We start from the raw sequence: 24,117 nt of genomic DNA, 5'->3' as shown, positions 1-24,117 counted from the left end.
ACAAAACAAAAGGCCCCTTCCGTTACCGGCGGGGCCTTGGGGTCTTGCTTTGCAGATTCAGACTGCTAACGCAAACATGCTCCCATAGGCCAGCCGATGATGGCTCGCTTCGGGTGATTAATCGCTACGGCGATGGAGATGTGCGTCAACATGAACTGAGTGTGCCGTTTTGCCGCACACGTTGTCAACGGAAATCGGCCGCTATTTCCCGTAGCCACACTGCAGCCGCCTCGTCGCCTGGTCGCCCGGATAGCCATGCGGCACGATGCGTTTTCGCCGATGCAAAGTATGTCGGCGTATGTCACCGCCTCTGCAAAATGCTCGCGAAGCCTTGCCCAGAGGGCTTCTTTCGCGCTGAAACAGCGTGACATATCTTCACTGCTGACTGCCACGGCGCGTCCTCCTATAGTCCGTTCATCGCCACACAGCGCAGCAGCAGCAGTCGCACGACGTGGCCTGATTCCACGAAGGACATACCCGTGAAAACTCATTCGTTCGCAGTCCCGGTCAGCGGCGCTTCATCTGCGGCCGTCACTTCTTTTTCGCCTTCCGCTCGCCGCACACTGCGCAAGCTCGCGCTGACTGCGACAACGGCAATGCTCGCACTGGGCAGCGCGTCGGCATTCGCGTGGTCGCAGCACGGAACCGCCTACACGTCGCGCGGCGTCTATAGCGAAGGCCACTATGGCTCGTGCGGCGGCGGCAGCTGCTCGCATGCTGGCGGTGTCGTCGGACCTTATGGCGGTGCTGCGACCAACACCGGCACGGTCACCCGCAATTCGCCCGGTCAGTTTTCGAATTCGGGCACTGCGACGGGCCGCTACGGAAACTCGGTGCAGCACTCTGGCGACACCAGTTGCGCGGGCGGCACGTGTTCGCACACGGGCGCGCTCACCGGACCGGATGGCAAGACGGCGACCACCTCCGGCGAAGTAACGAAGACGGGCGCTGGGCAGTACTCGTCGTCGGGATCGGTGACGCGCTCCAACGGCGATACGGTAGATCACTCGGCGTCGACCAGCTGCGCCGGTTCTTCATGCTCGCGTTCGGGAACGGTCACTGGATCGGATGGAAACACGGTCGCACATTCCGGCACGGCGACGAGGGTAGCGCCCGGCGTAGTGACGACGTCCACCAGCGTGACCGGCACGCACGGCAATACGGTGAGTTCGAGTGGAACCGTGGTGAGCACGGGCGTTGTGGCGACGGGCGGCACGACGGTCGTCGTCGCGCCGAAACCGGTGGTGTATCCGCCGCCGGCCGTCGTCGTTGCACCCAAGCCGGTTGTCTATGTCGCGCCGCCGCCGCCCGCGCCCGCTGTCGTAGTGGCGCCGCCGCCCGTGGTTTATGCACCGCCGCCTGCGCCGGCTGTCGTCGTGACACCGAAGCCCGTGGTGTATGCACCGCCGCCGCCCCCGCCGGCTGTCGCGATCGCGCCGAAGCCCGTTGCTTATGTCGCTCCGCCAGTGGTCTATGCGCCGCCGCCGGTTGTCTACGTAGCGCCGCGCCGCGTTTATCTTGCGCCCGCGCCGCGTCCGGCAGTCTGGGTGCCGGGCCATTGGGTCGGCAATGTGTATGTACCGGCGCACTGGGCGTGAAGAGCGAACGCCATGCCATTAAGAATGCGCTTTACTCTAGCCAGCCGCGCCCGTCGGCCGAGCCGCGTCAAAGTCACACGAAGGATGCCGCCGGGCAGCGCGAACGCAGACGAGCAACGTGTTGCCGCGTCACGCCGGCGGCGCTTGCAGGTCTCGGATGCATCCACGGTTCGCAAAGCAAGCGTATGGGCGACGATCATCGTGGCGACCGCGCTGGTGATCGCCGTGCAGAGGTTCATGGCAAATCCGGAGTTGCCGCGCGAACTTCCTGAACTCGTTCCGTCTGCGGATTGCCCCGCGCGCTACGCCGCCTTGCTCGATCTAGCGGAACTGGCGCGCCGCGACGGGACATCTTCAGAGGTTGTGATGCATGGGTTGAACAACGGCGATGGCGCAATGAGCGCATGCCCGCGCATGACCAGCAGCGCAGCGACACGATGATCGCTGTCTGCCGCGTCTGCTGTTACGCCTCTTCTTCCGGTTCCGCGAGCGTCAACGGAAAGCGGATCGTGAAGGTGGTGCCCACGCCTTCGCGTGACGCGAAGTCGATGTGCCCGTCGAGCACGCGGCACAGTTCCTTGACGATGGCGAGACCCAACCCGGTGCCGGGAATTTCCTCGCCGGCGGCGCGTTCGAATTCGGCAAACACCCGGTCGGCATCGGCGGGCGCGATGCCCACGCCGGTGTCCGACACGCGGATCGACCAGTGCTGCGGACCGGCCGTCAGGAAGTACAGCTCGACCTGACCCGACTTGGTGTATTTGGTCGCATTGGTGAGCAGGTTGACGGCGATCTGCTTGATCTTCAGTCGGTTCGACGTGACGGCGGGCAGCGCCGGATCGAACGCCGCGCGCAGCGTCAGCCCCTTCTCTTCGATGGACGGCCGCGACGACGCCACAAGCTCCTCGTAGAGTTCATGCAGATCGACCTGTTCGAGCGTGAGCGGCGTACCGTCGCCGAGAATGACCGAGTACTCGACCATCTGCTCGACAAGCGCCTTCATGTCCGCCGCCTGCCGGTTCGCTAGCTGCAACGCGGTGTCGGCCTTGGCGGGTACGCGAGCGATTAGCTGCAGCGCCATTGAGAACGAATTCAGGAAGTTGCGCAAATCGTGCACGACACTGCGCGTGATGTGCATGCGCGACTCGTACAACTCGCTGACGAGCCCCTGTTTCAGCGTCAATTCGTGATTGGCGCGCTCCAGCCGACCGGTGTATTCGTCGATCTTGCGGTCGCGTTCGCTGACCACTTCCTTGATCGACGCAAGCGTGACCATGCTCAGCGCTTCTGCAATCAGGCGGCGCGCGCGCTTTTCGTGGCTGCGGGTGAATCCGTTGTCGCGCGTCGCGTACTCGTCGAGTACATCGGCGAGAACCAGGTGGAACAGATCCAGTTCGCGCACCAGTTCTTCGATCCGGTAGCCTTGACGCCAGCGCACTATGCCGTGCTTGCGCGCGTCGCGTTCGATCTCCGTTTCGACGTGTTCCAGATCGTCGACCTCCAGCGCCGCGCACAGGCCGTCGAGAATTTCGGGGAGGTGATCGGCGAGTTGCTGATACGTGAGCTTATCGGCTTCCACCAGATCGACGTCGCCAAAAACTGCGTTCATCCATTGTTCGGTCAAACGAACCCGCTCGGCGCGAACGAATTCGGCGAAGTTGCGCAGGGGGCTAACGCGTGTGTCGTTCTTCATGGTGCGGTGGATCTGAGTTCGAAAATGTGCGTGCGCTCCGGTGGCGGCAGCCCATTATCACAGCAAATCGCCCGCGCGGCGTCGAATTTGCGGCCCCGTCCACTCAACCGTTGCGGTCCTTCAAAAAATCGACGAACGCACGTAAGGGCGCGGGCACGTGACGGTGTCCGGGATAGTAGAGAAAGGGCCCCGAGAAGCTTTGCCACCAAGGTTCGAGAACAGGCTGCAATGCGCCGCTGTCGAGGTGCGGCTTCAGCATGTCTTCGAACAGGTGAATTACGCCCACGCCCGCGAGCGCTGCGCTGATCACGAGGTCGAGCGCTGCGCCGGGACGCACGAGCAACGGTCCCGACGGATTCAGTTGCACCACTTCGTCGTCGCGCTCGAAGATCCACGTCGGCGTCGCGCCGCCGGCAAACTGGACGCGCAGGCAAGCATGCTTAAGGAGGTCGCGCGGATGCTGCGGGCGTCCGCGTGCCTCCAAATACTCCGGCGCGGCGGCGGTGGCGACGCGTTCCACGCGCGGGCCGATCGGCACCGCGATCATGTCCTGCTCGAGCCGCTCGTCGTAACGGATGCCCGCGTCGCAGCCAATGGAAAGCACGTCGACAAAGCCGTCTTCGACGACCACTTCCACCCGTATGTCCGGATAGGCCTTTAGAAACGGCGCTATCACACCGGGCAATCCCATGCGCGCCGCGCTCGCCGGCACGTTCAGTTTGAGCGTGCCGCTCGGCCGGTCGCGAAACACGTTGAGCACGTCGAGCGCCGCTTCCATTTCGCTGAAGAGCGGCGTCAGTTTTTCGAGCAGACGCAGGCCGGCTTCGGTGGGCGCGACACTGCGGGTCGTACGGTTCAACAGGCGCAGACCGAGCTTCGTTTCGAGGCGGCGCACGGCAATGCTCAAGCTCGACGCGGAAACGCCGCTCGTGCGCGCGGCGTCGCGGAAGCCGCCCGCGCGCGCGACTGAAATGAAAGCGGTGAGGTCGTTTAGTTCCATGTCACTGTTCACAAAATTGAACAACCCGTGCACGTTAGCCCGCTTTATTAAACGGTGCAATCCCCGCCATACTGGGCTCACCTACAAAGACAGGAGAGCACCATGACAAACCTCGATATGACAAAGACATTTTTGCTCGGCGGCCGCGAGGTGCGACGCATGGGCTATGGCGCGATGCAACTCGCGGGACCCGGCGTGTTCGGGCCGCCGAAAGACCGCGACGCCGCAATCGCCGTGCTGCGTGAAGCGGTGGCTAGCGGCGTCAATCACATCGACACCAGCAATTTTTACGGCCCGCATATCACCAACCAGCTGATTCGCGAGGCGCTGCATCCGTATGCCGACGATCTCGTGATCGTCACGAAGCTCGGCGCGGTACGGGACAGCGACGGCGGTTGGCTGCCGGCGCAGGAGCCGGAGGATCTCGAGCGTGGCGTACACGACAATCTGCGCAACCTGGGGCTCGACGCGCTCGAAGTGGTGAATATGCGGATGATGGGCGACGTACACGCGCCGAGCGAAGGATCGGTCGAAAAGCAGATCACCGCGCTCGCCGAACTTCAACAGCGCGGCCTGATCCGGCATATCGGCCTGAGCAACGCCACGCCGGCGCAGATTGCCGAAGCACAGCGCATCGTTAACATCGTCTGCGTGCAGAACCACTACAACCTGGTGCACCGCGCCGACGACGCGCTGATCGACGAACTGGCGGCCAAGGGCATTGCTTATGTACCGTTCTTTCCTTTAGGCGGCTTTACGCCGATCCAGTCGTCCGCGCTGACCGACATCGCGGCAACGATCGGCGCAACGCCAATGCAAGTGGCGCTCGCATGGCTGCTGCAGCGCGCGCCCAATATCCTGCTGATCCCGGGCACGTCGTCCGTCGGGCATTTGCGCGAGAACCTGCACGCCGCACAAATCGAGCTGAACGACGAAATACTCGCGAAACTGGATGCCATTGGCCGCGCCAACGCTTAACGCAACGTGTCAACGTCACGTGTTAAGGCCGCGTCGCTTCAAACGGAATCTGCAATATGCGCTCGCAGCCACTGGTGAGCCGGATCCCGATGCGACCGTTCGTGCCACAGCATCGCCATTTCGTAGCCCGGCACCTCGACGGGCGGCTGGACCACGCATAGTGCAGCGTTGTCGCGGACCAGCCGCTCGGGCACCATCGCCACGAGGTCGGTGTGGGCAAGCGCGGAAATCATGAACAGAAAGTGCGGCACCGAGAGCACGACTCTGCGCGAGAGGCCGGCTTTGGCGAGCGCTTCGTCGGTCGCGCCGGCGAATCCGCCGCCGTCGGGCGACACGATCACGTGCTCGAACTTCGAGAATTGCGCGAGTGTCGGCCGCCGTTTCAGGCGCGGGTGACCGGCGCGGCCGGCGAGCACGTAACGCTCGGCGAACAGCACTCTTCGTCGCAAACCGGCGGGCGCTCCTTCGCTCGTGTGAAAGCCGAGGTCGATCTCGCCCTGTTCGGCCTGTCTCGCGATGCGGGGCGGCGCCGCCTCCACTATGGCGAGCCGTGTGCCTGGCGCCGCCGCGCGCAGGCCCAGCAACGCCGGCAAGACGATGGTCGATTCCGCGTAGTCCGTCGCGGCAACGCGCCAGGTGTGGGCAGCCTGCGCCGGGTCGAACGGACGCGCGGGCGCCACGGCTTGCTCTAATGCCTCCAGCGCTTGCCGCAACGGCTCGCGCAGCGCCTCGGCACGGGCCGTCGCACGCATGCCGCGCGGGCCAGGCAGCAGCAGGGGATCGCCCAGCAGATCGCGAAGCTTGGCCAGATGCACGCTCACGGAAGGTTGCGAAAAATTCAGCCGCTCAGCCGCGCGCGTGACGTTCAGCTCTGCCAGCAAAACGTCGAGCGTCACGAGAAGGTTCAGGTCCAGCTTGCGGAGATTATTCACGATAATACCTGTCATATCAGCAATTCATTTCTAATATACCGCGGCGACGCCTATTGTGTGTTCTTCCAGACATGAAAGAGGCAAGCGCAAATGAACGTTCTCATTGTTTATGCTCATCCAGAGCCACGGTCGCTGAATGGATCGCTGAAGGAGTTTTCCGTCAAGCGCCTGCGCGACGCGGGGCACGCTGTTCAGGTTTCCGATCTGTATGCGATGAACTGGAAGGCGGCGCTGGATGCAGGCGATAGCGTCGCTCACACAACCGGCGATCGCTTCGATCCTTCACGCGCGTCGAAATATGCGTTCGAAAACGGACTGCAAAGCGCGGACATCGCAGCGGAGCAGGCAAAGCTCAAATGGGCAGACGCGGTGATTCTGCAATTTCCGCTGTGGTGGTTTTCAATGCCCGCGATCATGAAGGGCTGGGTAGAGCGGGTCTACGCATACGGCTTGGCATACGGCGTGGGCGAGCACTCGGACGCGCGCTGGGGCGACCGCTACGGCGAGGGAAACTTCGCCGGGAAACGCGCGATGCTCGTAGTCACGACGGGCGGATGGGAATCGCACTATAGTCCGCGCGGCATCAACGGTCCGATCGACGACCTGTTGTTCCCGATCCAGCACGGCATACTGTATTACCCCGGCTTCGATGTACTGCCGCCGTTCGTGGTGCATCGCACGAGCCGCATCGACGAACAGAAATATGTCGAAGTGCGCAACGCGCTCGGCGAGCGCCTCGACAATCTCTGGAACACGGCGCCGATATCCTTCCGCGCGCAGAACGGCGGCGATTATCGGATTCCTGAGCTTACGTTGAAGGACGACATTGCGCCCGGTCGCGAGGGCTTCGGTGTCCACGTCAAATAGTTGCATTGCGCACGCATGCTTCGAAAGCATGCGCTGCGCATCGCGTGATACCAATCTTAGGGTTTACTGAAATTTGGCTGTAAGTCGCCGTTGCTAGAGTCGTCGCTGGATATTGCCGCCCCGTATGGCTTGCGTCGTTGGTATGCCCGCTGGGTTCCCGGACACATAGAAAGGGAGAGCGACAACATGAGTAAGGCGCGTCTTTGCTGGCTGATCGTGATGATGCTTGTCGCCGCTCCGGCGTGGGCCTTTCAGTCCCGTGTCGTGACGATTCCGAGCGCGGCCATGCACAAGTCGCTGGAAGCGACAGTCGTACTGCCCGACAGCTATGGGCGCGGCAACGCGGCTGACCGCTTTCCGGTCGTCTATCTGTTGCACGGCTCGGGCGGCGACTACACCGACTGGACCGCCAATTCGCCCATCGGCAAACTCGCCGACCATTACCACGTGATACTCGTGATGCCTGATGGCGGCCGCGAAAGCTGGTATATCGACAGTCCGGTCGACTCGCGCAGCCGTTACACGACTTACGTCGGTACCGAGGTTGTGGCGTACATCGACATGCATTTCCGCACCATTGCAACGAAAGAAGGGCGCGCGATCACCGGCTTGAGCATGGGCGGGTTCGGCGCGCTTCACATTGCGCTGGATCGGCCAGACGAGTTCGGGGCGGCGGGAAGCATGAGCGGCGCGGTGGATCCGCGCGGTTGCGAAGATGAACCGGGCATCGACCAGGTGTTCGGCGATCCTGCGAGGCATGCGGACTTCTGGAACGACGAGCCTATCGTCGAGCATGCGCGCAGCTTTGCGAGCGCGCATATTGCGCTGATGATCGACTGCGGAATGAACGATTCACTCGTGCAGTCGAACCGGATGCTGCATGCGCGGCTCATCGAACTGGGCGTGCCGCATCATTATGCGGAGCGGCCGGGCGGCCACACGTGGAAGTACTGGGCCAACGCGGTGCAGTATCAGGTGCAGTTCTTTGCAACTACCTTCAGGCGCAACGGCGGTACCACGATAGCCTGACGCTCATGCTTCGTGCCGCGTGTTTGCTCTAATTTTGCTTCGGTAACCGAACTAATGTTTTAGTTGCTTCAATCGATGCCGTGAAACACTGCATCATCGGGGCCGAGGTATGCGGGCGGACGCCATGCAGCGTCGCGCATGGAGTGCTGCACCAGTTTTTCGACGCCGAGCAGCACCGCAAAGATCGCCATCCGCACTGGAATGCCGTTATCGGTTTGCCGGAAAATGGCGAGCCGCGAGTCGTGATTGAGGTCGACGCTCAGATCGTTCGCTCCCGGCCGGCTGTCGCGCGGAAGCGGGTGCATGATGAGCGTATCGCTGCCGCACACGCTGTCTACCAAGGCCTGGTTGATCTGGAAGTCGGGCGTGTAGCCTTCGAACGATTCGTCGGTAAAGCGCTCTTTCTGAATGCGCGTGGCGTACACCACGTCGGCGCCGCGCAGTCCGGTTGGCAGATCGTGAGTCTGCTCGATCACATGCCCGTTACGCGAAATCTGCTCGATGATATAGCCCGGCATTTCCAGCATGGGCGGCGAAATCAGCGTGAACTTGATGCCGCGATATAGAGCCAGCAGCTTGACCAGCGAATGCACGGTGCGCCCGTATTTGAGGTCGCCGACGAGCGCGATGTGCGCCCCGTCGACGATCTTGCCGAGCCGCGAGAACTCGCGCTGAATGGTGTAGAGGTCGAGCAGCGCCTGGCTCGGATGTTCGCCGGGGCCGTCGCCGCCGTTGATCACAGGCACATTGGTCGCGCGCGCAAATTCGGCCACCGAGCCTTGCTCGGGGTGACGGATCACGAGTGCGTCGACGTAGCCGCTCATCACGCGGCTCGTGTCGTAGATCGACTCGCCCTTGGCCATGGAAGAGAACGTGAAGCCGGTGGTGTCGCACACCGAACCGCCGAGCCGGCAGAATGCCGCGCCGAAACTCACGCGAGTCCGCGTACTTGCCTCGAAGAACAGATTGCCGAGTACCGCGCCTTCGAGCACCCGCGAGATTTTGCGGCGCCGTGCGATGGGCTGCATGATGTCCGCGACGCGAAACAACGCCTCCACCGAGTCGCGCGAGAACTGGTCGACCGACAGCAACTGTGGCTTGCCTTCCCACAGCATCTGGCTCTCGAGCGACTGCGAATCTACGCTTTGCGTATATCTTTCGCCCGGCTCCCCATGCACGACGATTTCCGACACGAAGCGCTCGACGATCTCCGGCATGGCCCGCGATTCCTGGGAGTCGTCGGGCAACAACCACGTGTCCAGCGCCCGGCGGGAGACGCCGATGCGGCCCGCGAAGGTCTCGCGGGTCATGTTCAGGCGGCGCATGGCGTCGCGGAGAAAGGCTTGTTGCGGGACGCTCATGAAGGCACCTGTCGGAAAATGGCTGCGCCGGATATACGCGGTGCGTATATTAGTTCGCTTGTTGTAGAAGTCAAGCCATTTTGTCGGTAGGCGGGATTGGCTTGGTCTAGCGCGCGGTTTGTTGGCCAGGAAGGGGCGGGATTGCGTGGACTATCTGGAATCGGCAGCGACAGCTGGCAACACCAGCCGCTGTGGCGTGAGCGTTGGGTGGGCGGCTGGCGGTTCACGACCTGAAGAGACAGTCAATCCGCTCTATAGCTGTCAACGAGTATCACCATATCGGTGCTAATTCGCTCCACAAAGCACCGAAGACCCAGTCAGTTTTTTTTGGTTGTTCCCGACCTTTTGCGCCGATCAAGACGAGCGGGAGGCATTATGTCGAGTGCCCTCCACAACATCGGATGGACATTGATGGACGAGCTTTTTTTATAATGCCCCTCTGAAATGCCTCGATCATCGAGATGCGACCAGCTAACGCTCGAAGTTGCCTCTGGTTTTATCCCTATAATTGAAGTCGTGTACAGCACCTTCAAGATTTGAATAATGCACGCGTTTGCGGTTTTTTCATTGTTTAAATACTCTCTCGCAATTTTTCCCACTGGATCAGTCTCTGGGATTTCTGACCAGTGTTCTTGGATGCATTCCTGAAGCTGCTCCTCGGTGATCTCTGAGTATCTGAAGTGGGATTGCCGCCCTCTGAGCAACTCAGTACAAGCCGCAAGCGATGCATAGTGACTACTCCACTCATCCCGAAGCGAGCGCAGTCTGCCAGTTGAATATTTTCGTTCGGCGTCTTGCACGGTCGATGGAGGTACATACTCCTTTCCCTCGCACAATTCAATGCACTCGTTAACAAACGCAATCACGTCGCGTGGTCTTAGCAAGGTTCGGGTTAGCAGATATTCGAGTGCGGATTCTCCGCGCACGTCGCCACGAAAAACGTCATCGAACATAACTTTCTTCTGCGTGTACTGCTCACGAATTAATTTATCAACCCTTAGGTCGATCAATTGCTTGAGCTGCGCCTTACTCCAACGCAACCGTAGTATCAGTCCAGAAAATTTCTCTTCCTGAAAACCGGCATCACGTGTTTCCTCGAAAACCGATTGGAGCAGATCCTCCCTAATTGCGATCACCGTCTTAACGGCGCGAATCCGCTGGAAAGCCCGCACCGTCTCAATCAATGCGCGAATCAGTTTGTAACGAATTCGATCATCAACCCACGACTCGTCGAGCCGATCGATAACTAGATAGAATCGATTTTTAGGATCAGTAAAAATTTCATCCGCTAGAAGTGTGATTATTTCACCCAACTCCCGAACTTGATTTTCATTGACCACTGATTGTGCTTTGTGAAGAACCTCCGCTTTGACTTCGTCAGTGAGACTGCGCCCACCCGAAGCGTTTAACGTCACGCCATGAGCCTTCACATCTATCGCAGCAGATAGCTTCCTCTCAAGTTTCGACGTAAACTCTTTAACTCGTGTCTCGGTATCTTGCCAAAATTGATCGTTCCATTGCCTCAAATATTCGACAGCTCTTTTCTTTGCTGGGTCTCTGGAAAATAAATCTCTGAACTGTTCGAGAAAGCTCCATGGGTCGTCTCGGGATATACGATACCGTTTGCACAATAGTTCGACCACGAACACGTGCCGCCAAAGCAACTGGTAGAACAAGTCAAGCTTTACACCAGCGGATTCGAAAAACTGGATTACATCGGAGTTTGCAACGTAACTTAGCGACAACGCTTCTGCGCGAATCTCGATCGCATTTGATTGACTAGCAAGAAGTCGGCCGAGTAGGGCGCTTTTCCCTGCACCGACGCGACCAACAACGATTCTCTTCGGATCATCACAGTCTAGCAATGCCCCGAGATCGCCAGTGTCGAAAAAGCAATCGCGCAAAAATCTTTCGTCCGACTCGGCGTCCATCGCTCCGACCGAGCTATTCCTGCGAAATACGTAACGCATAGCGGCCCGTCCTAGTTTTTGTAGTGGTCTTTGATACTAATTCTAAGCTGAAGCGTGTCTTGCCCGATACGCACGCGAATGCTGACCTGGCGGCTCGCCAAATATGGGGTTCCCAAGTTGGTGCTTACGCGCGTTGATTGTCGACCATCTGGGCGGTCGTGTCGAATGTCTCGAACTGGCCGCACACAGCCTTTCACCAACCGGCGCAACGCAGGCCCTCTCAAACTCCGGCAAATCCAATGAATTCGCATCACAAATCCGGCGAGTCCAGTTTATGGGTTCTGAGTCACCAACCTATCCCGTTTCCCTGCAATTTTGAGCCGCGCTTTCCCAATCCGCCGCGGCCCCGGTTACACTGCGCTTCATGCGCCTTCGCCAAACACTCCGACTCTGCTCGTCGACCGCAACCCAGTCCGCTTTCGCAAGCGTTGCGAATGCGCACGCGCGCCGTTCGCTCCTTGCCTCGCAGAACGGCGAGCAGTCGAGCCGTGAGTTCAGCGTTAAAGCCAAAAAACAGCCGCTCATCTGACCGGAGCACGCTGTTCCGTCAGATGCGACGGAACGGCGGATCAAGCGCTTCAGCGGTCCTTTCTGTCTTTCTCCTTCGCATGCTGCCGGAATCGATACGGTCGCTCATCGACGTAAGAGGAAACACATGTCCATTTTTTCGGGTATCTGGGTTCCACTCATCACGCCTTTCGCCGACGCCGCGGTCGATCACGCCGCCCTGCGTGCGCTCGTGCGCCGCTATGCCGACGCGGGCATAGCCGGGATTGTCGCGTTAGGCACGACCGGAGAGCCGGCTGCGCTCAGCGCAGCCGAGCAGGACGCCGTGCTCGCAACGATCCTCGACGCGGCACAAGCGGGCGGCGCGCGTGCCGACGCAAGCACCGATGCCAAGCCGGCAATGCCCGTGGTCGTCGGCGTATCCGGCAATAACACGCAGAGCATGCGCGAGCGCATCGCGCAGTTGAATTCGCTGCCGATTGCCGGCGTGCTGATGGCCGCGCCTTATTACATCAGGCCGTCGCAGGCAGGCATCGTCGGACACTTCACGGCGCTTGCCGATGCGAGCGAAAAGCCAGTCGTGCTCTACGACATTCCGTATCGAACCGGTGTGCGGCTCGAACTCGACACGCTGATGACGCTCGCCGCGCATCCGCGCATTCAGGCGGTAAAAGATTGCGCGGGCTCGCTCGACACCACACTCGCGCTGATTCGCGACGGTCGTTTGCAAGTGCTTGCAGGCGAAGACATGCAGATGTTCAACACAATGTGCCTTGGCGGCAGCGGAGCGATTGCCGCATCAGCGCATGTGCAGCCCGAGCGGTTCGTCGCGCTGTATCGCGCGCTTGCGGCCGGCGCGCTGGAGGAAGCGCGTCACATTTTCCACACGCTCGCGCCGCTGATCGACGCGCTGTTCGCGGAACCGAATCCCGCGCCGGTCAAAGCGATGCTCGCTTCGCAAGGCCTGATACGCGACGAACTTCGCCTGCCGATGACGCGCGCGAGCGAAAAACTGGTGGAGCGCCTCGCCGCATTGGAAACAGCCTGAGCGAAGCGGGCCGCCGCGGACCGCGTATTTGAGATGCTTCTTGCGGCGGCAAGGCGATAATCGGCGCCCTCTATCGATTACCGCCGCCGGCATCTGCCCGGTCGATGCCGAATGCAGTCAGTTGAGTTCGCCCGTTTCATGCCCGCTTCACATACGACGCTAGCGCGCGCTGCGCTGGGCCATGCGCGCATTGCGCTTAGTTCGCGGCGGGGCACGCGCTGATGTCGTCCGTGTATCGCGCACGCACTCGGCTCGCTAGCGGTTCCGTCGGCCTCGTCACTCGCCGGTTCGCGTTGACGCGCGCGCTCGGCGCCGCCGGTGCGGCGGCGGTTCTTGCGCTAGTTGCGGGTATTGCGATCGGCGTGCGCTGGTCCGCGCGCGATGCGTCTGGAATGCAGACCGCGAACCGCATCGAGCGCGATTATGCGATCGACCAGCTCGGTAAGCTCAATGCGTCAATGGCGCAGATCGAGCCGCGCATCGCGCGTCTCAGCGCGCAAGTCGGTGCGTTGCGGGGCTTCGAAGCGCGTCTGAATACACCGCGCTCGGCGCCGGTTGCGCAGGGCGCGCCGGTTCCTGCATCGCCCGCTTCGGGCGGCGATGGCGACGCAACCGATAGCGAAGGCGAGGGCGGTCCGTCTCTGCCGCCGCGTCGGTGTAGCAGCGTCATGCGGCATCTGGGTGCCCGCGCGGATGCAAAAGACACCGGCGAGCAGATCGATTGCATGGCCGCCACGCTGCGTGCACTCGAACAGCAGACCGCCGCGCACGCGATGGCCTATGCTGCGTTTCCCGGCCGCATGCCCGCCGACGGCGCGCGTTTCGGTTCGCCGTTCGGCAACCGCGTCGATCCCTTCACGCATCGGCTGAGTTTTCATCCGGGTCTCGACCTGGTCGCCAGAACCGGCGTGCCGATACTGGCCGCGGCAGGCGGCCGCGTGGTCCTCGCGGGAGAGAAGTCCGGCTATGGCAACGCGGTCGAAATAGATCATGGCAACGGACTCATGACGCGCTATGGCCACGCGTCGCGCATCGTCGTGCATGTCGGCGATCTGGTGCTGCCGCGCCAATATATTGCCGACGTCGGATCGACCGGACGCTCGACGGGTCCGCATCTGCACTTCGAAGTGCTGGTCAACGGCGCGCCCGTCGATCCCGCGGCCTATCTCGCGCTTTTCGCCCCTGCATCTCATGGCTGATCCCATTCTTTCCCGCCATGTCGACGCTCTGACGCGTCGCGCTTACACGCTTGCGCCGGTCCGCTCTGTGCGTTTCCGTATCGCCGTATGGGCGCTGGTTTGCACGCTCAGTGCGCTCGCCGGCGGAGCGGGCGTGGTCATCGGCGAGACGCGCGGCAGCGGTAGGCCGCTCACTCAATGCCCCCCGGCTTCCGACGATCAGCGCGCAGAGCAGATCGAGCTGGCCCGCGCGCGCCTTGCTTTAGCGCAGGAGTCGGCGGCGCGCGCAGCAGTGCAGAAAACGGCCGATAACGCCGCTGCCGACGTCGCGCGGCTCAACGAAGAATTGCAGTTCCTGCGCGGCCAGAAGAGAAGCGCGCCGCCCACGCAGACGCTCGGGCAGACCGCGGCGTCTCGCCGCTAGGCGCCGCTAGACACCACTAGAAGCCGGCGCGGCATCGACATGATCCACGCGACACACCTCTACATTTCCGGAGTACTTATGTTCAGCAAGAAAAAAGCCGCGGGCATCCAGCAAACGAAGCTTGCCACACTGATCGCGCACGACGTGCGCATCGCGGGCGATCTTCAGTTTACCGACGGACTGCGCCTCGACGGTCACGTGAAGGGCAACGTCAGCGGCGAGCCCGGCGGCCAGACGCTGCTCGTGCTGAGCGACCGGGGATCGATTGAAGGCAATGTGCACGGCTACGACGTGATGATCAACGGCAAGATAGTCGGCGACGTGATTGCCGATCATTTCGTCGAGTTGCAGGTCAATGCGCATGTGACGGGCAACATCTACTATCAGCAATTGCGCATGGATTGCGGCGCGACGGTGGACGGCAAGCTCACTCGGCACGACGTCGCTCACGCGCCGGCATCGCTTACCTCGATAACCGACGTCGCGCGCGACTGAATCTGATCTCATCAAAGCAGCAACAGGCGTTCGCCGGTTGCGCCGTTAGCAGACCTCCGCCGTCACCGCGGTTCCCCGCAGGAAATCGCCGAAGTCGTCCGCCGTCAGCGGCTTGCCGAGCAGGAAGCCTTGCATCTCGTCGCACCGCATCGCCTTGAGCATGTGCAGTTGCGTCTCGGTTTCGACGCCTTCGGCCACCACATCCATTTCGAGCGAATGCGCGAGTGCGATGATCGCCGAGACGATCGCGCTGCCTTCGGCGCCGTGCGCATCGAGACCGTTGGTGAAGAAGCGGTCGATTTTCAGTTGCTTCACGCGAAACCGTTGCAGATACGCGAGGCTGGAATAGCCGGTGCCGAAATCGTCGATTGCGATTTCGAAGCCGCTTGCCTGGAATTCCCGAAGCATGTCGATGGTTCGCGCCGCGTCATGCATTGCCACCGTTTCGGTGATCTCGAACATGATCTGTTCGCATCTGACGCCCTCTGCCTTCACGATATCGAGCATGGTCGGCACGAGATCCGCCTGCAATAGCTGGCGCGGTGACAGATTGATCGCCACCTTGACCGGCGGCAGGCCTTGCGCGGCCCAGCGGCGAATCTGCCGGCACGCCTCGCGCAGTACCCAGTAGCCGATCTGCACGATCTGCCCGGAGCGCTCTGCAATCGGAATGAATTCGAGCGGAGCAAGCGTGCCCAGTTGCGGATGATGCAAACGGATCAGCGCTTCAGCACCCGCAAGCGACTCGCTCTTGCCGTCGAATTTGGGCTGGAAGTGCAGTGTGAAATGACGCTCCGCCAACGCCTCGCGCAACGCGTTCTGGATCTGCAGCGTGCGGGTCGCGGCTTCGTTCATGCTGCGTTCGAAGAAGCGGTAGGTGCTGCGGCCGGCGCGCTTCGCTTCGTACATTGCGGCGTCCGCATGCTTGAGTAGCGTGTCGACCGTGTCGCCGTCCTCGGGAAACAATGCAATGCCGATGCTCGGCATCACCTGAAGCGGTTGCGAGTCGGCCCATGTATCGCGCCGCATGCGCTCGAGCACGCCTTCGGCGAGCGCGGCCGCGTCGTTGCGCGAAGCCAGGTTCTCCGACAGCACCACGAATTCGTCGCCGCCGAGGCGCGCGACGGTGTCGCCGGCGCGCACGCAAACCAGCAGGCGTTGCGCGAACGCGGACAGTACCTGGTCGCCGGCCGAGTGGCCGAGCGAGTCGTTGATCGTCTTGAAACCGTCCAGATCCATGAAGAGGATCGCGAAGAGCGAACGTTGCCGGCGCGAGGCATGAATCGCTCGCTCGATGCGATCGGTCAGCGTGGCGCGGTTCGGCAGTCCGGTCAGCGTGTCGAGCGTGGCGAGACGCAGAATCTGCCCGTTGAGTTTCGACACCGCGCCGACGAGGAAGCTCGTGCGCGCATCGAAACGCGACAGCAGCAACGTGACGATCAGTATCGCGAACGTGAACAGGATCACCGAAGTGGCGAGCCATGCGGCATTCACGCCGGCCGCCGCGCCGCAGATCGCGTCTGGCGCGAACTCGGCGGCGGCCATGCCGGCGTAATGCATGCCGCTGATCGCGATGCCCATTACGAGGGCCGCGCCGAAGCGCTTGCGCAGCACGTGTCGTGCGTCGTCGTTACTGAGCGCGCGCGCCATCCACAGCGCGGCCGTCGAAGCACCCACGGCAATCGCGAGCGAAGCAGCGAACCACGCCGGCCGATAGCCGATGCCGGGCGACATGCGCAAAGCAGCCATACCGCTGTAGTGCATGCCTGCGATGCCTGCGCCCATGAAGGCGCCGCCTGCCAGCAGTCGCGTGGCTGTAATTCGAACCTGAGTGGTGAGGCACAGAGCGAGATACGACGCGCCCATAGCCAGTGCGAGTGAATAGGCCGTGTCCGCGAAATCGTAGCCGAGCGGAATGGGCAGCGAAAATGCCAGCATGGCCACGAAGTGCATCGACCAGATGCCGACGCCGAGCGCCGCCGCGCCGCCCATGCGCCAGACGTGCCGCAACCGCGGCGACGCCAGCACGAAGATGCGTCCTGTGAGATCGAGTGCCGTGTACGACGCGAGCGTCGCCACGACAAACGACATTGCCACTAGCCAAGGGTTGTATGAGCTCTGCATGTAAAGTCCAACCGCAACGGAAAAGCGGCTGAACCTGTTATCGACACATCGGGACGTTTATTTAATTATTTTCAATGTGTTAGTGACGGTGTCGTGCTCTGGCCGCGAGGCTTCCGGCCGGAAAGCCAGTCGCCTCGCGAGTGCCTGTCAGACGGTTTTCCCCGCAGCGGCCGGGAACGGCAAGTCGTAAAGCCGTTTGCCCGTGGCTGCAAAAATCGCGTTGGCAACCGCCGGCCCGACCGGCGCGACACCGGGCTCGCCAACGCCCGTCGGTGCTTCGCCCGACTGCACGATATGCACCTCGACCTTCGGCATTTCGGCGATTCGCAGCACCTGATAAGAGTCGAAATTGTTCTGCTCGACCTTGCCGTCTTTCAACGTAATCGCGCTGTGCAACGCCGCGCCGAGGCCAAAACCGATCCCGCCTTCCATCTGCGCCGCGATCACGTCCGGATTGATCGGCGTGCCGCAATCCACCGCACAGACAACGCGCTCCACTTTCACGTTGCCGTCCTGATCGACGGAAACCTCGGCCACTTGCGCGACGAACGTCTTGAACGCTTCGGCGACGGCGATGCCGCGCCCGCGGCCCTTAGGCAACGGTTTGGCGGGGTCCCAGCCGGCTTTCTGCGCGGCGAGTTCGAGCACGGCACGCATGCGCGGTTCGTGCGCGAGCAGATCGCGGCGGAAAGCGAACGGGTCCTTGCCTGCGGCGTGCGCGGCTTCGTCGATGAATGCCTCGACCGCAAATGCCGTATGCGAGCTGCCGACCACGCGCCACCACAGAACCGGCACACCGGTCTGGGTGGTCGTCAGTTCGACCGAGATGTTCGGGATCGCGTAGGCCAGGTTGGCGGCGCCCTCGACCGATGTCGCGTCGATCCCGTTTTTCACCATGACGCTCGCGAACGGCGTGTCGCCGAGGATCGACTGGCCGACGATCCGGTGCCGCCAGCCGACGAGCTTGCCGTCCGCCGTCAGCCCTGCGTCGAGCTTGTGGAAATACATGGGCCGATACAGGCCGCCGTGGATGTCGTCTTCGCGGGTCCATTGCAGCTTGACCGGCGTGCCGTTCGCGCCCAGCGCCCGAGCGATCGACACGGCCTCGACGATATAGTCCGAGCGCGTATTCGCACGCCGGCCGAAGCTGCCGCCCGCATACAGCGTGTGAATCTTCACCTGCTGCGGATCGAGCCCTGCCGTGCGCGCGGCATTCGCCTGGTCGACGGTCTGGAACTGATCGCCGGCCCAGATCTCACAGCTGTTGGCCGTGAGCTTGACGACGGCGTCGAGCGGCTCCATCGGCGCGTGAGCGAGATACGGGAACGAGTACGATGCGGAGATTTTCTTCGCCGCGCCCGAGAGTGCCTGCTCCGCGTTGCCGTCCTTGCGGGCGGATGCGCCCGGCTGCTCGGCGAGCCGCCGGTATTCGGCCATGATGGCGTCCGAGCTGCGCTTTTCCGCCTTCGACTCGTCCCATTCGACCTTCAGCGCATCGCGGCCCTGTTTCGCCGCCCAGAAGCCCTTTGCGACCACCGCGACGCCGGCCGGCACCTGCACGACCGACACGACGCCGGGCACTGCTTTGGCCGCCGATGCATCGAACGACTTGACCGTCGCGCCGAAGAGCGGCGGACGCTGCAGCAGCGCGACCAGCATGCCGGGAAACGTGACGTCGAGCGTGAACTGCGCGGTGCCGTCGGTTTTCGGCGGCACGTCGACGCGCGGCAACTGATGGCCGATCAAACGGAAATCTTTCGGCGATTTGAGCGCGACCTTCTGCGGCACTGGCAGCCGTGCAGCCGCCGACGCGAGCGAGCCGTAGGTTGCGCTGCGGTTCGTGGCCGCGTGATGCACGCTGCCGTCGCGCGTCACGAGGTCCGTTGCGGGCACCTGCCATTGCGCCGCCGCGGCCGAGACCAGCATTGCGCGCGCTTTCGCTCCCGCTTCGCGCAGTTGCATCCACGAGTTCGCCATGGCCGAGCTGCCGCCCGTGCCCTGCATCGTGCCGAAGGCCAGATTCGCGTAGCGCTTGGCGTCGGCGGGCGCGCTTTCGACACGTACGTCCTGCCAGTTCGCGTCCAGTTCCTCGGCGACGATCGTCGCGATACCGGTGTACGCGCCCTGGCCCATCTCGACGTGCTTCGCGATGACGGTCACGCTGTTGTCCGGCGCGACCCGCAGAAAGGCGTTGGGTGCAAACGTCGCGTCGGGCATGGTGGCAGCGAGCGCGCGGCGGCCCATGCCGGCCCACTCGAAGCCGATAGTGAGGCCGATGTTCGCGCCGACGGCAGCCACGGCGCCGGCTGCTTTGAGGAACGTCCGGCGCGACGGGCGCACTGCGTCGGTGAGATCAGATCCGGTCGTCATGGTCAGGCCTTCAGGGTAGCGGCGGCTTCGTGGATGGCCGCGCGTATGCGGGAGTAAGTTGCGCAGCGGCACAGATTGCCGTTCATCGCAGCGTCGATGTCCGCGTCGGTGGGCGTGGCATTGTGTTCGAGCAAGGCTGTGGCCGACATGATCTGTCCGGACTGACAGTATCCGCACTGCGGCACCTGCAACTTGACCCATGCGGCCTGGATCGCCTTCGCAGGCGGGCTTTCGATACCTTCAATGGTCGTGATGCGCTTGCCCGCCACGGCGGCGAGCGGCAGCACGCACGAACGCGTGGCCTCGCCTTCGAGATGAACCGTGCAGGCGCCGCATTGCGCCATGCCGCAGCCGAACTTGGTGCCGTGCAGGCCGGCGTTCTCGCGAATGGCCCAGAGGAGCGGCGTGGTGGGATCGGCGTCGAGCGTGACGTTCTTGCCGTTCAGGACAAACGATGTGGACATGGAACCTCTCCGTGGGGAAAGCCCGAACTTGGCGCCGGGTCTACGCGGCAGTGTGAACGACGGCTGCGCGTTCTGCTTACACAATCCTGCAAAAATATTGAACAATTCTGCAAATCCAACGAGCCGGAGGTGGCAGTCCGGCAGCGGTTGAGTATGCTCGCTTCCGTCAACGGAGTTCAATGCACATGAATCTGGCTTCTTCCGGGATGGACCCCTCGGCGTCGCGCGAAGCGGCACGCCGCGAACTGGCTGCGCTCGTCAGCCGGTTCGCTCCAGTCGACGGCGCGCATCAGACGGCGATTCCCTCGCTCGCTTTTTACCGGTACTCGGCGCCCGCCGATCTCGGCTGCGGCGTGACGAATTCCGCGTTCGTGTTCGCGGCCCAAGGGGCCAAGCGGGTCGTGGTCGCGGGCCAGGCTTACGACTACGATCATCTGCATTGCCTCGTGACGTCCGTCGATCTGCCGATGACGTCGCAGGTCACGCGAGCGTCGTCCGAAGCGCCTTATTTATGCGTGAAGCTCACGCTCGATCCGCAGGCCATCGCGGAACTGGCGACGCAGTTGTGTCTGCCGGAACCGGGGGCCGTGTCGGCGGGCGAGGGCATCGCGGTGGGCTCGCTGTCGGCACCGGTTTTCGACGCGGCGCTGCGGCTCGTGCGATTGCTCGATACTCCGGATGACATTCCGGTTCTCGCGCCGCTCATCGAAAAGGAACTGCTCTACCGGTTGATGACGAGCGAGCAGGGCAAGCGGCTCAGGCACATTGCCGTGAATGGGAGTCAGACCTACCGGATCGCGCGCGCGATCGAGTGGATCCAGAATCACTACTCCGAGATCTTGCGGGTCGAGATGCTGGCGCAAGAGGTGAACATGAGCGTGTCGTCGTTCCATCATCACTTCAAGAACGTCACGACGCTGAGTCCGCTGCAGTATCAGAAGCAACTGCGGCTTCACGAAGCCCGAAAGCTGCTGCTTGGACAGAAGGGAGATGTCGGGTCGGTGGCTGTCAGGGTCGGGTATGACAGCCCTTCGCAGTTCAGCCGCGAATATAGCCGGCTGTTCGGGGCGCCTCCGCTTCGCGATGTCGTGCAGTTGAGGCGCCGCAACGGCGTGGGATATGGGGAGTAGTTTCTTGGGCTTGCCGGCTCATATTGAGCCCTTCAACTCGAAGATGCTGTCGATCTCGACGGGGATGCCCATTGGCAACGTGTGCACGCCAAGAGCGCTTCGCGCAGGCAGCTTGCTCTGGCCGAACAACGTCAGCAGAAGGTCGCTCGCGCCATTGGCCACTTGGGGATGCTGCGTGAACGATTGTTCAGCACGCACGTAGACAGTCAGCCGGCTGCATCTGTCTACGTTGTCGAGCCCGCACGCCTGATCGACGCAGGCGAGGATCATCAGCATTGTCAGACGCGCCGCGTGCTGTGCCCTTTCGACAGACATGTCGCCGCCGACAATGCCGACCATCGGCTTGCCATCCTCGAACGGACCGAGACCGGAGACGTAGAGCTGATTGCCTGAAACGGATACCGTTCGATAGGAGCCGAGGGGGTTGATCGGCGGCGGCAACTGGAGCCCCAACTGCGCGAGGCGTTCGGATACGTTCATGTGTGGCTCACGGTAATGTGGAATGACGATAGAGGCGACTACAAGTTGCGCTTCGCCTGTTCGTCGAACCTCAGGCTACAGCTCGCCTCGTCCTTTGAACACCTGCAGCCCGTCATTTATTCCCGCTCATGTTCAACCATTCGGTCGGTGGTGCGGATTGGGAGATCGCACTCCCGGATTCGAGGGCACGCAGTCGCCGCTACGCGGCGATGCGGCCATTCGATTAAGGCTGATCAACCGCCGTCGGCCGAGACGCGCGCCGATTCGCTTATTAATGCGCCGCTATAGGTGTTCTCGCTCGCCGGACTCGCGTGACGAGCCGCATGCGCGCGGCGCATCGGCTTCAGCACCAGGAGCGCGAGCAGCGCGGAGGCTGCCGCCATGCCGGACGCCAGCATGAAGACGGCATGCCAGCTGCCGGTTGCCGCCGTAATGACGCTGGTGAACGGCACGAGCAGCGCAGCCGTGCCTTTTGCCGTATAGAGCAGGCCCGCATTCGTAGCCGCGAACTTTGGTCCATACGTATCGCCGCACGTGGCGGGGAACAGGCTGTAGATCTCGCCCCACGCGAAGAACACGATACCGGTCAGCACGACGAACGCCACCGGGCTCTGGCCGTATTTCGACAGCGCCAGAATGCCGACCGCTTCGATCGCGAATGCGATGAACATCGTATTTTCCCGGCCGATGCGATCCGAGATCCAGCCGAAGAACGGCCGCGTCAAACCGTTCAGCACGCGATCGATCGTTAATGCGAACGTCAACGCAGGCAGCGTCAACCCGAGCAACGAAACTGGAGAGTCGTGCAGGCCGAAGTCCTTTGCGATCGGTCCGAGTTGCGCGGTGGCCATCAGGCCGCCCGCAGCCATCATCACGAACATCAGGTACATGACCCAGAACACCGGCGAGCTGACCACTTCGCGCGGCGTGGCGTTGTAGACCACGCGTTTGATCGTGCTTTTTGCGGTGGCGAGCAGACTGGCCGGCGGCGCGAGCAAGGCAAGCCCGAGCAGGACGACGATGATGCCCTGGCCGAGGCCGAACGACAGGAAGGTCGCTTCGTACCCGCTGCTCTTGATCATGTTGGAGATCGGAATGACGGTGGCCGCGGACCCCGCACCGAAACCGGCTGCCGTGATCCCCGCTGCAAGGCCGCGACGAGTGGGAAACCACTTGAGCGCGTTGCCCACGCAAGTGCCGTAGACCGCGCCCGCGCCGACGCCGCCTATCGCCGCCGCGATGTAGAGCAAGGGCAGCGACGACGCCATCGAGTTAAGCACCCACGCAATTCCGCATAGCAGACCGCCCCCGACTACGACCGGACGCGGCCCGTACTTGTCGACCAGATAACCTTCAACGGGCACCAGCCACGTTTCGGTGACAACGAAGATAGTGAACGCGACCTGAATCGCCGCGCGACCCCATTGATATTTTTCGTTGATCGGATTGACGAACAAGGTCCAGCCGTACTGCATGTTGGCGATCATTGCCATGCAGATCACACCGAATACGAGTTGCACCCACGGTGACGCTATCCACGACGACGCTCCTTCCTGATGATCCGTTTTCATCACTGTCTCCTTTGGCATGCCTTGTCTTTTGATTGCGGTAGGTGGCACCGCGACCGACCTTTAGACGTCGTGAAAGCGTTGGTCGAACCCATACAGTATGTGATATATCAAGTAAGTCAAGCGAAAGAAACACTAGTCTCGTAACGCGACTTTCCTGATATGAAAGGCAAATGAAGGAGTTGTGGCGACTCATGCGTATGAGTCAAAAAAAGCCCGCCGGCAAGGCCGGCGGGCAGAGGGCATGCGGCAAGACAAGGCTGTTCGCCGCACTCCTGCTTTTATAGATGAAAGTTTTCTGTAATGTTAGTTTTTTGTTTGTAGGGATTTCGATAATGCGCGACGCTCGCCGGACGCGGTAGAAAGCTCGGTGCAAACGCGTCCATCTGCGAGGCGCGAGGCACTGCGCCACGCGCGCGGAGTATCGTGGTCGATGCACGCGCCGCACTCCGGAGACCCGCCATGAACGAAGCTCAACGACTCGCCGCCTTGCGTATCGTCCTGATCGTCGTAGGTCTGATCGCCCTGTTCGCGTTCGGGCCGCTCATGATCCTGTGGCCGTCCGGTTGGGCCTGGCATAGCGGTCACTCCGACTATCCGCTGATGATGGTCGGCATCTACGCGACGCTCGGCGTGTTCCTGCTGAGGGCGTCGCGCGATCCGCTCAAGCATCTGAGCCTGATCTGGTTCACGGTATGGTCGAGCGTCGTGCACGGCGCAATCATGGCCGTGCAGTCTTTTGGCGTTGAGATGGACGGAGCGCGCCATCTCGGCCATCTGGCGGGCGATGTCCCCGCGCTGTTCATTGTCGCCGCAGTGCTCGCTGTGTTGACGCCGCGCGGCGACAAAGCGCGCGCGCTGCTGGTTTGATACTGTAGCCGTTCATGTAGCCGCTTATGTA

At 62.1% G+C, this 24,117-nt stretch carries 21 protein-coding genes; 11 read left to right on the top strand and 10 right to left on the bottom strand.

The annotated features are described in order from the left end of the window. The first annotated feature begins 479 nt into the window (after positions 1–479). Entirely contained in the window at positions 480–1,598 is a 1,119-nt protein-coding gene (locus tag SB753_RS04790; RefSeq protein WP_410799242.1) for a hypothetical protein, read from the top strand. A gap of 144 nt (positions 1,599–1,742) precedes the next feature. Further along, a complete protein-coding gene (locus tag SB753_RS04785; RefSeq protein WP_410799240.1) occupies positions 1,743–2,039 on the top strand; it encodes a hypothetical protein in 297 nt (98 codons plus the stop codon). A gap of 22 nt (positions 2,040–2,061) precedes the next feature. On the opposite strand, the gene SB753_RS04780 is transcribed toward SB753_RS04785, so the two are convergent. Both SB753_RS04780 and SB753_RS04775 read right to left on the bottom strand, forming a co-directional pair. Next, positions 2,062–3,291: a sensor histidine kinase gene (locus SB753_RS04780; RefSeq protein WP_410799238.1), complete on the bottom strand. Its 1,230-nt coding sequence runs from the start codon at positions 3,289–3,291 to the stop codon at positions 2,062–2,064. 103 nt (positions 3,292–3,394) lie between these two features. Then, positions 3,395–4,291 carry a LysR family transcriptional regulator gene (locus tag SB753_RS04775; protein WP_410799237.1) on the bottom strand — a complete coding sequence of 299 codons (897 nt, stop codon included), beginning with the start codon at positions 4,289–4,291 and terminating at the stop codon, positions 3,395–3,397. 102 nt (positions 4,292–4,393) lie between these two features. Between SB753_RS04775 and SB753_RS04770 the strand changes: the two genes are divergently transcribed. Then, positions 4,394–5,269: an aldo/keto reductase family oxidoreductase gene (locus SB753_RS04770; protein ID WP_410799235.1), complete on the top strand. Its 876-nt coding sequence runs from the start codon at positions 4,394–4,396 to the stop codon at positions 5,267–5,269. Positions 5,270–5,307: 38 nt separating this feature from the next. Here SB753_RS04770 and SB753_RS04765 read toward each other — a convergent pair whose 3' ends face one another. Beyond that, positions 5,308–6,216, bottom strand: a complete 909-nt coding sequence (locus tag SB753_RS04765) for a LysR family transcriptional regulator (protein ID WP_410799234.1) — start codon at positions 6,214–6,216, stop codon at positions 5,308–5,310. Positions 6,217–6,291: 75 nt separating this feature from the next. On the opposite strand from SB753_RS04765, the gene SB753_RS04760 reads away from it, so the two are divergent. Both SB753_RS04760 and SB753_RS04755 read left to right on the top strand, forming a co-directional pair. Further along, the gene (locus tag SB753_RS04760; RefSeq protein ID WP_410799232.1) at positions 6,292–7,068 is read left to right on the top strand and encodes an NAD(P)H-dependent oxidoreductase; all 777 of its coding nucleotides are present in this window, start codon (positions 6,292–6,294) and stop codon (positions 7,066–7,068) included. A gap of 186 nt (positions 7,069–7,254) precedes the next feature. Further along, positions 7,255–8,097 carry an alpha/beta hydrolase gene (locus tag SB753_RS04755; RefSeq protein WP_410799231.1) on the top strand — a complete coding sequence of 281 codons (843 nt, stop codon included), beginning with the start codon at positions 7,255–7,257 and terminating at the stop codon, positions 8,095–8,097. 68 nt (positions 8,098–8,165) lie between these two features. On the opposite strand, the gene SB753_RS04750 is transcribed toward SB753_RS04755, so the two are convergent. Continuing rightward, a complete protein-coding gene (locus SB753_RS04750; RefSeq protein WP_410799229.1) occupies positions 8,166–9,458 on the bottom strand; it encodes an aspartate carbamoyltransferase in 1,293 nt (430 codons plus the stop codon). A 317-nt stretch (positions 9,459–9,775) separates the two neighbouring features. Next, positions 9,776–11,428 (bottom strand): P-loop ATPase, Sll1717 family, encoded by a 1,653-nt coding sequence (locus SB753_RS04745; protein WP_410799228.1) that lies wholly within the window; start codon positions 11,426–11,428, stop codon positions 9,776–9,778. A gap of 655 nt (positions 11,429–12,083) precedes the next feature. Between SB753_RS04745 and dapA the strand changes: the two genes are divergently transcribed. The 4 genes from dapA (at position 12,084) to SB753_RS04725 (ending at position 15,080) form a co-directional block, all read left to right on the top strand. After that, positions 12,084–12,983: a 4-hydroxy-tetrahydrodipicolinate synthase gene (dapA, locus tag SB753_RS04740; protein ID WP_410799227.1), complete on the top strand. Its 900-nt coding sequence runs from the start codon at positions 12,084–12,086 to the stop codon at positions 12,981–12,983. A 221-nt stretch (positions 12,984–13,204) separates the two neighbouring features. Then, positions 13,205–14,182 carry a M23 family metallopeptidase gene (locus SB753_RS04735; RefSeq protein WP_410799225.1) on the top strand — a complete coding sequence of 326 codons (978 nt, stop codon included), beginning with the start codon at positions 13,205–13,207 and terminating at the stop codon, positions 14,180–14,182. After that, positions 14,175–14,585 carry a hypothetical protein gene (locus SB753_RS04730; protein ID WP_410799223.1) on the top strand — a complete coding sequence of 137 codons (411 nt, stop codon included), beginning with the start codon at positions 14,175–14,177 and terminating at the stop codon, positions 14,583–14,585. The genes SB753_RS04735 and SB753_RS04730 overlap by 8 nt, the downstream gene beginning before the upstream one ends. A gap of 78 nt (positions 14,586–14,663) precedes the next feature. Beyond that, entirely contained in the window at positions 14,664–15,080 is a 417-nt protein-coding gene (locus SB753_RS04725) for a bactofilin family protein (protein WP_410799221.1), read from the top strand. Positions 15,081–15,125: 45 nt separating this feature from the next. Here the strand turns inward: SB753_RS04725 and SB753_RS04720 are convergent, their stop codons facing one another. The 3 genes from SB753_RS04720 to SB753_RS04710 form a co-directional block, all read right to left on the bottom strand. After that, positions 15,126–17,204, bottom strand: coding sequence for a putative bifunctional diguanylate cyclase/phosphodiesterase (locus SB753_RS04720; protein ID WP_027804384.1), 2,079 nt, complete (start codon positions 17,202–17,204; stop codon positions 15,126–15,128). Between the two features lie 147 nt (positions 17,205–17,351). Next, positions 17,352–19,574: a molybdopterin cofactor-binding domain-containing protein gene (locus SB753_RS04715; RefSeq protein ID WP_410799220.1), complete on the bottom strand. Its 2,223-nt coding sequence runs from the start codon at positions 19,572–19,574 to the stop codon at positions 17,352–17,354. A gap of 2 nt (positions 19,575–19,576) precedes the next feature. Beyond that, positions 19,577–20,038, bottom strand: coding sequence for a (2Fe-2S)-binding protein (locus SB753_RS04710; RefSeq protein WP_410799218.1), 462 nt, complete (start codon positions 20,036–20,038; stop codon positions 19,577–19,579). A 185-nt stretch (positions 20,039–20,223) separates the two neighbouring features. Here SB753_RS04710 and SB753_RS04705 point away from each other — a divergent pair, with 185 nt between their 5' ends. Then, positions 20,224–21,168 (top strand): AraC family transcriptional regulator N-terminal domain-containing protein, encoded by a 945-nt coding sequence (locus SB753_RS04705; RefSeq protein ID WP_410799217.1) that lies wholly within the window; start codon positions 20,224–20,226, stop codon positions 21,166–21,168. Positions 21,169–21,186: 18 nt separating this feature from the next. Here SB753_RS04705 and SB753_RS04700 read toward each other — a convergent pair whose 3' ends face one another. Both SB753_RS04700 and oxlT read right to left on the bottom strand, forming a co-directional pair. Then, positions 21,187–21,648, bottom strand: a complete 462-nt coding sequence (locus SB753_RS04700; protein ID WP_410799215.1) for a RidA family protein — start codon at positions 21,646–21,648, stop codon at positions 21,187–21,189. 233 nt (positions 21,649–21,881) lie between these two features. Then, a complete protein-coding gene (gene oxlT / locus SB753_RS04695; protein ID WP_020066498.1) occupies positions 21,882–23,219 on the bottom strand; it encodes an oxalate/formate MFS antiporter in 1,338 nt (445 codons plus the stop codon). Positions 23,220–23,678: 459 nt separating this feature from the next. Between oxlT and SB753_RS04690 the strand changes: the two genes are divergently transcribed. Continuing rightward, positions 23,679–24,086, top strand: coding sequence for a DUF6632 domain-containing protein (locus SB753_RS04690; protein WP_131318189.1), 408 nt, complete (start codon positions 23,679–23,681; stop codon positions 24,084–24,086). Positions 24,087–24,117 lie beyond the last annotated feature (31 nt).

It is taken from the genome of Paraburkholderia sp. SIMBA_053 (assembly GCF_046534895.1).
In the GTDB taxonomy this organism is placed as follows: domain Bacteria; phylum Pseudomonadota; class Gammaproteobacteria; order Burkholderiales; family Burkholderiaceae; genus Paraburkholderia; species Paraburkholderia caledonica.
Note: the sequence above shows the minus strand (reverse complement) of the source record. Positions and strands in the feature narration are given on the sequence as shown.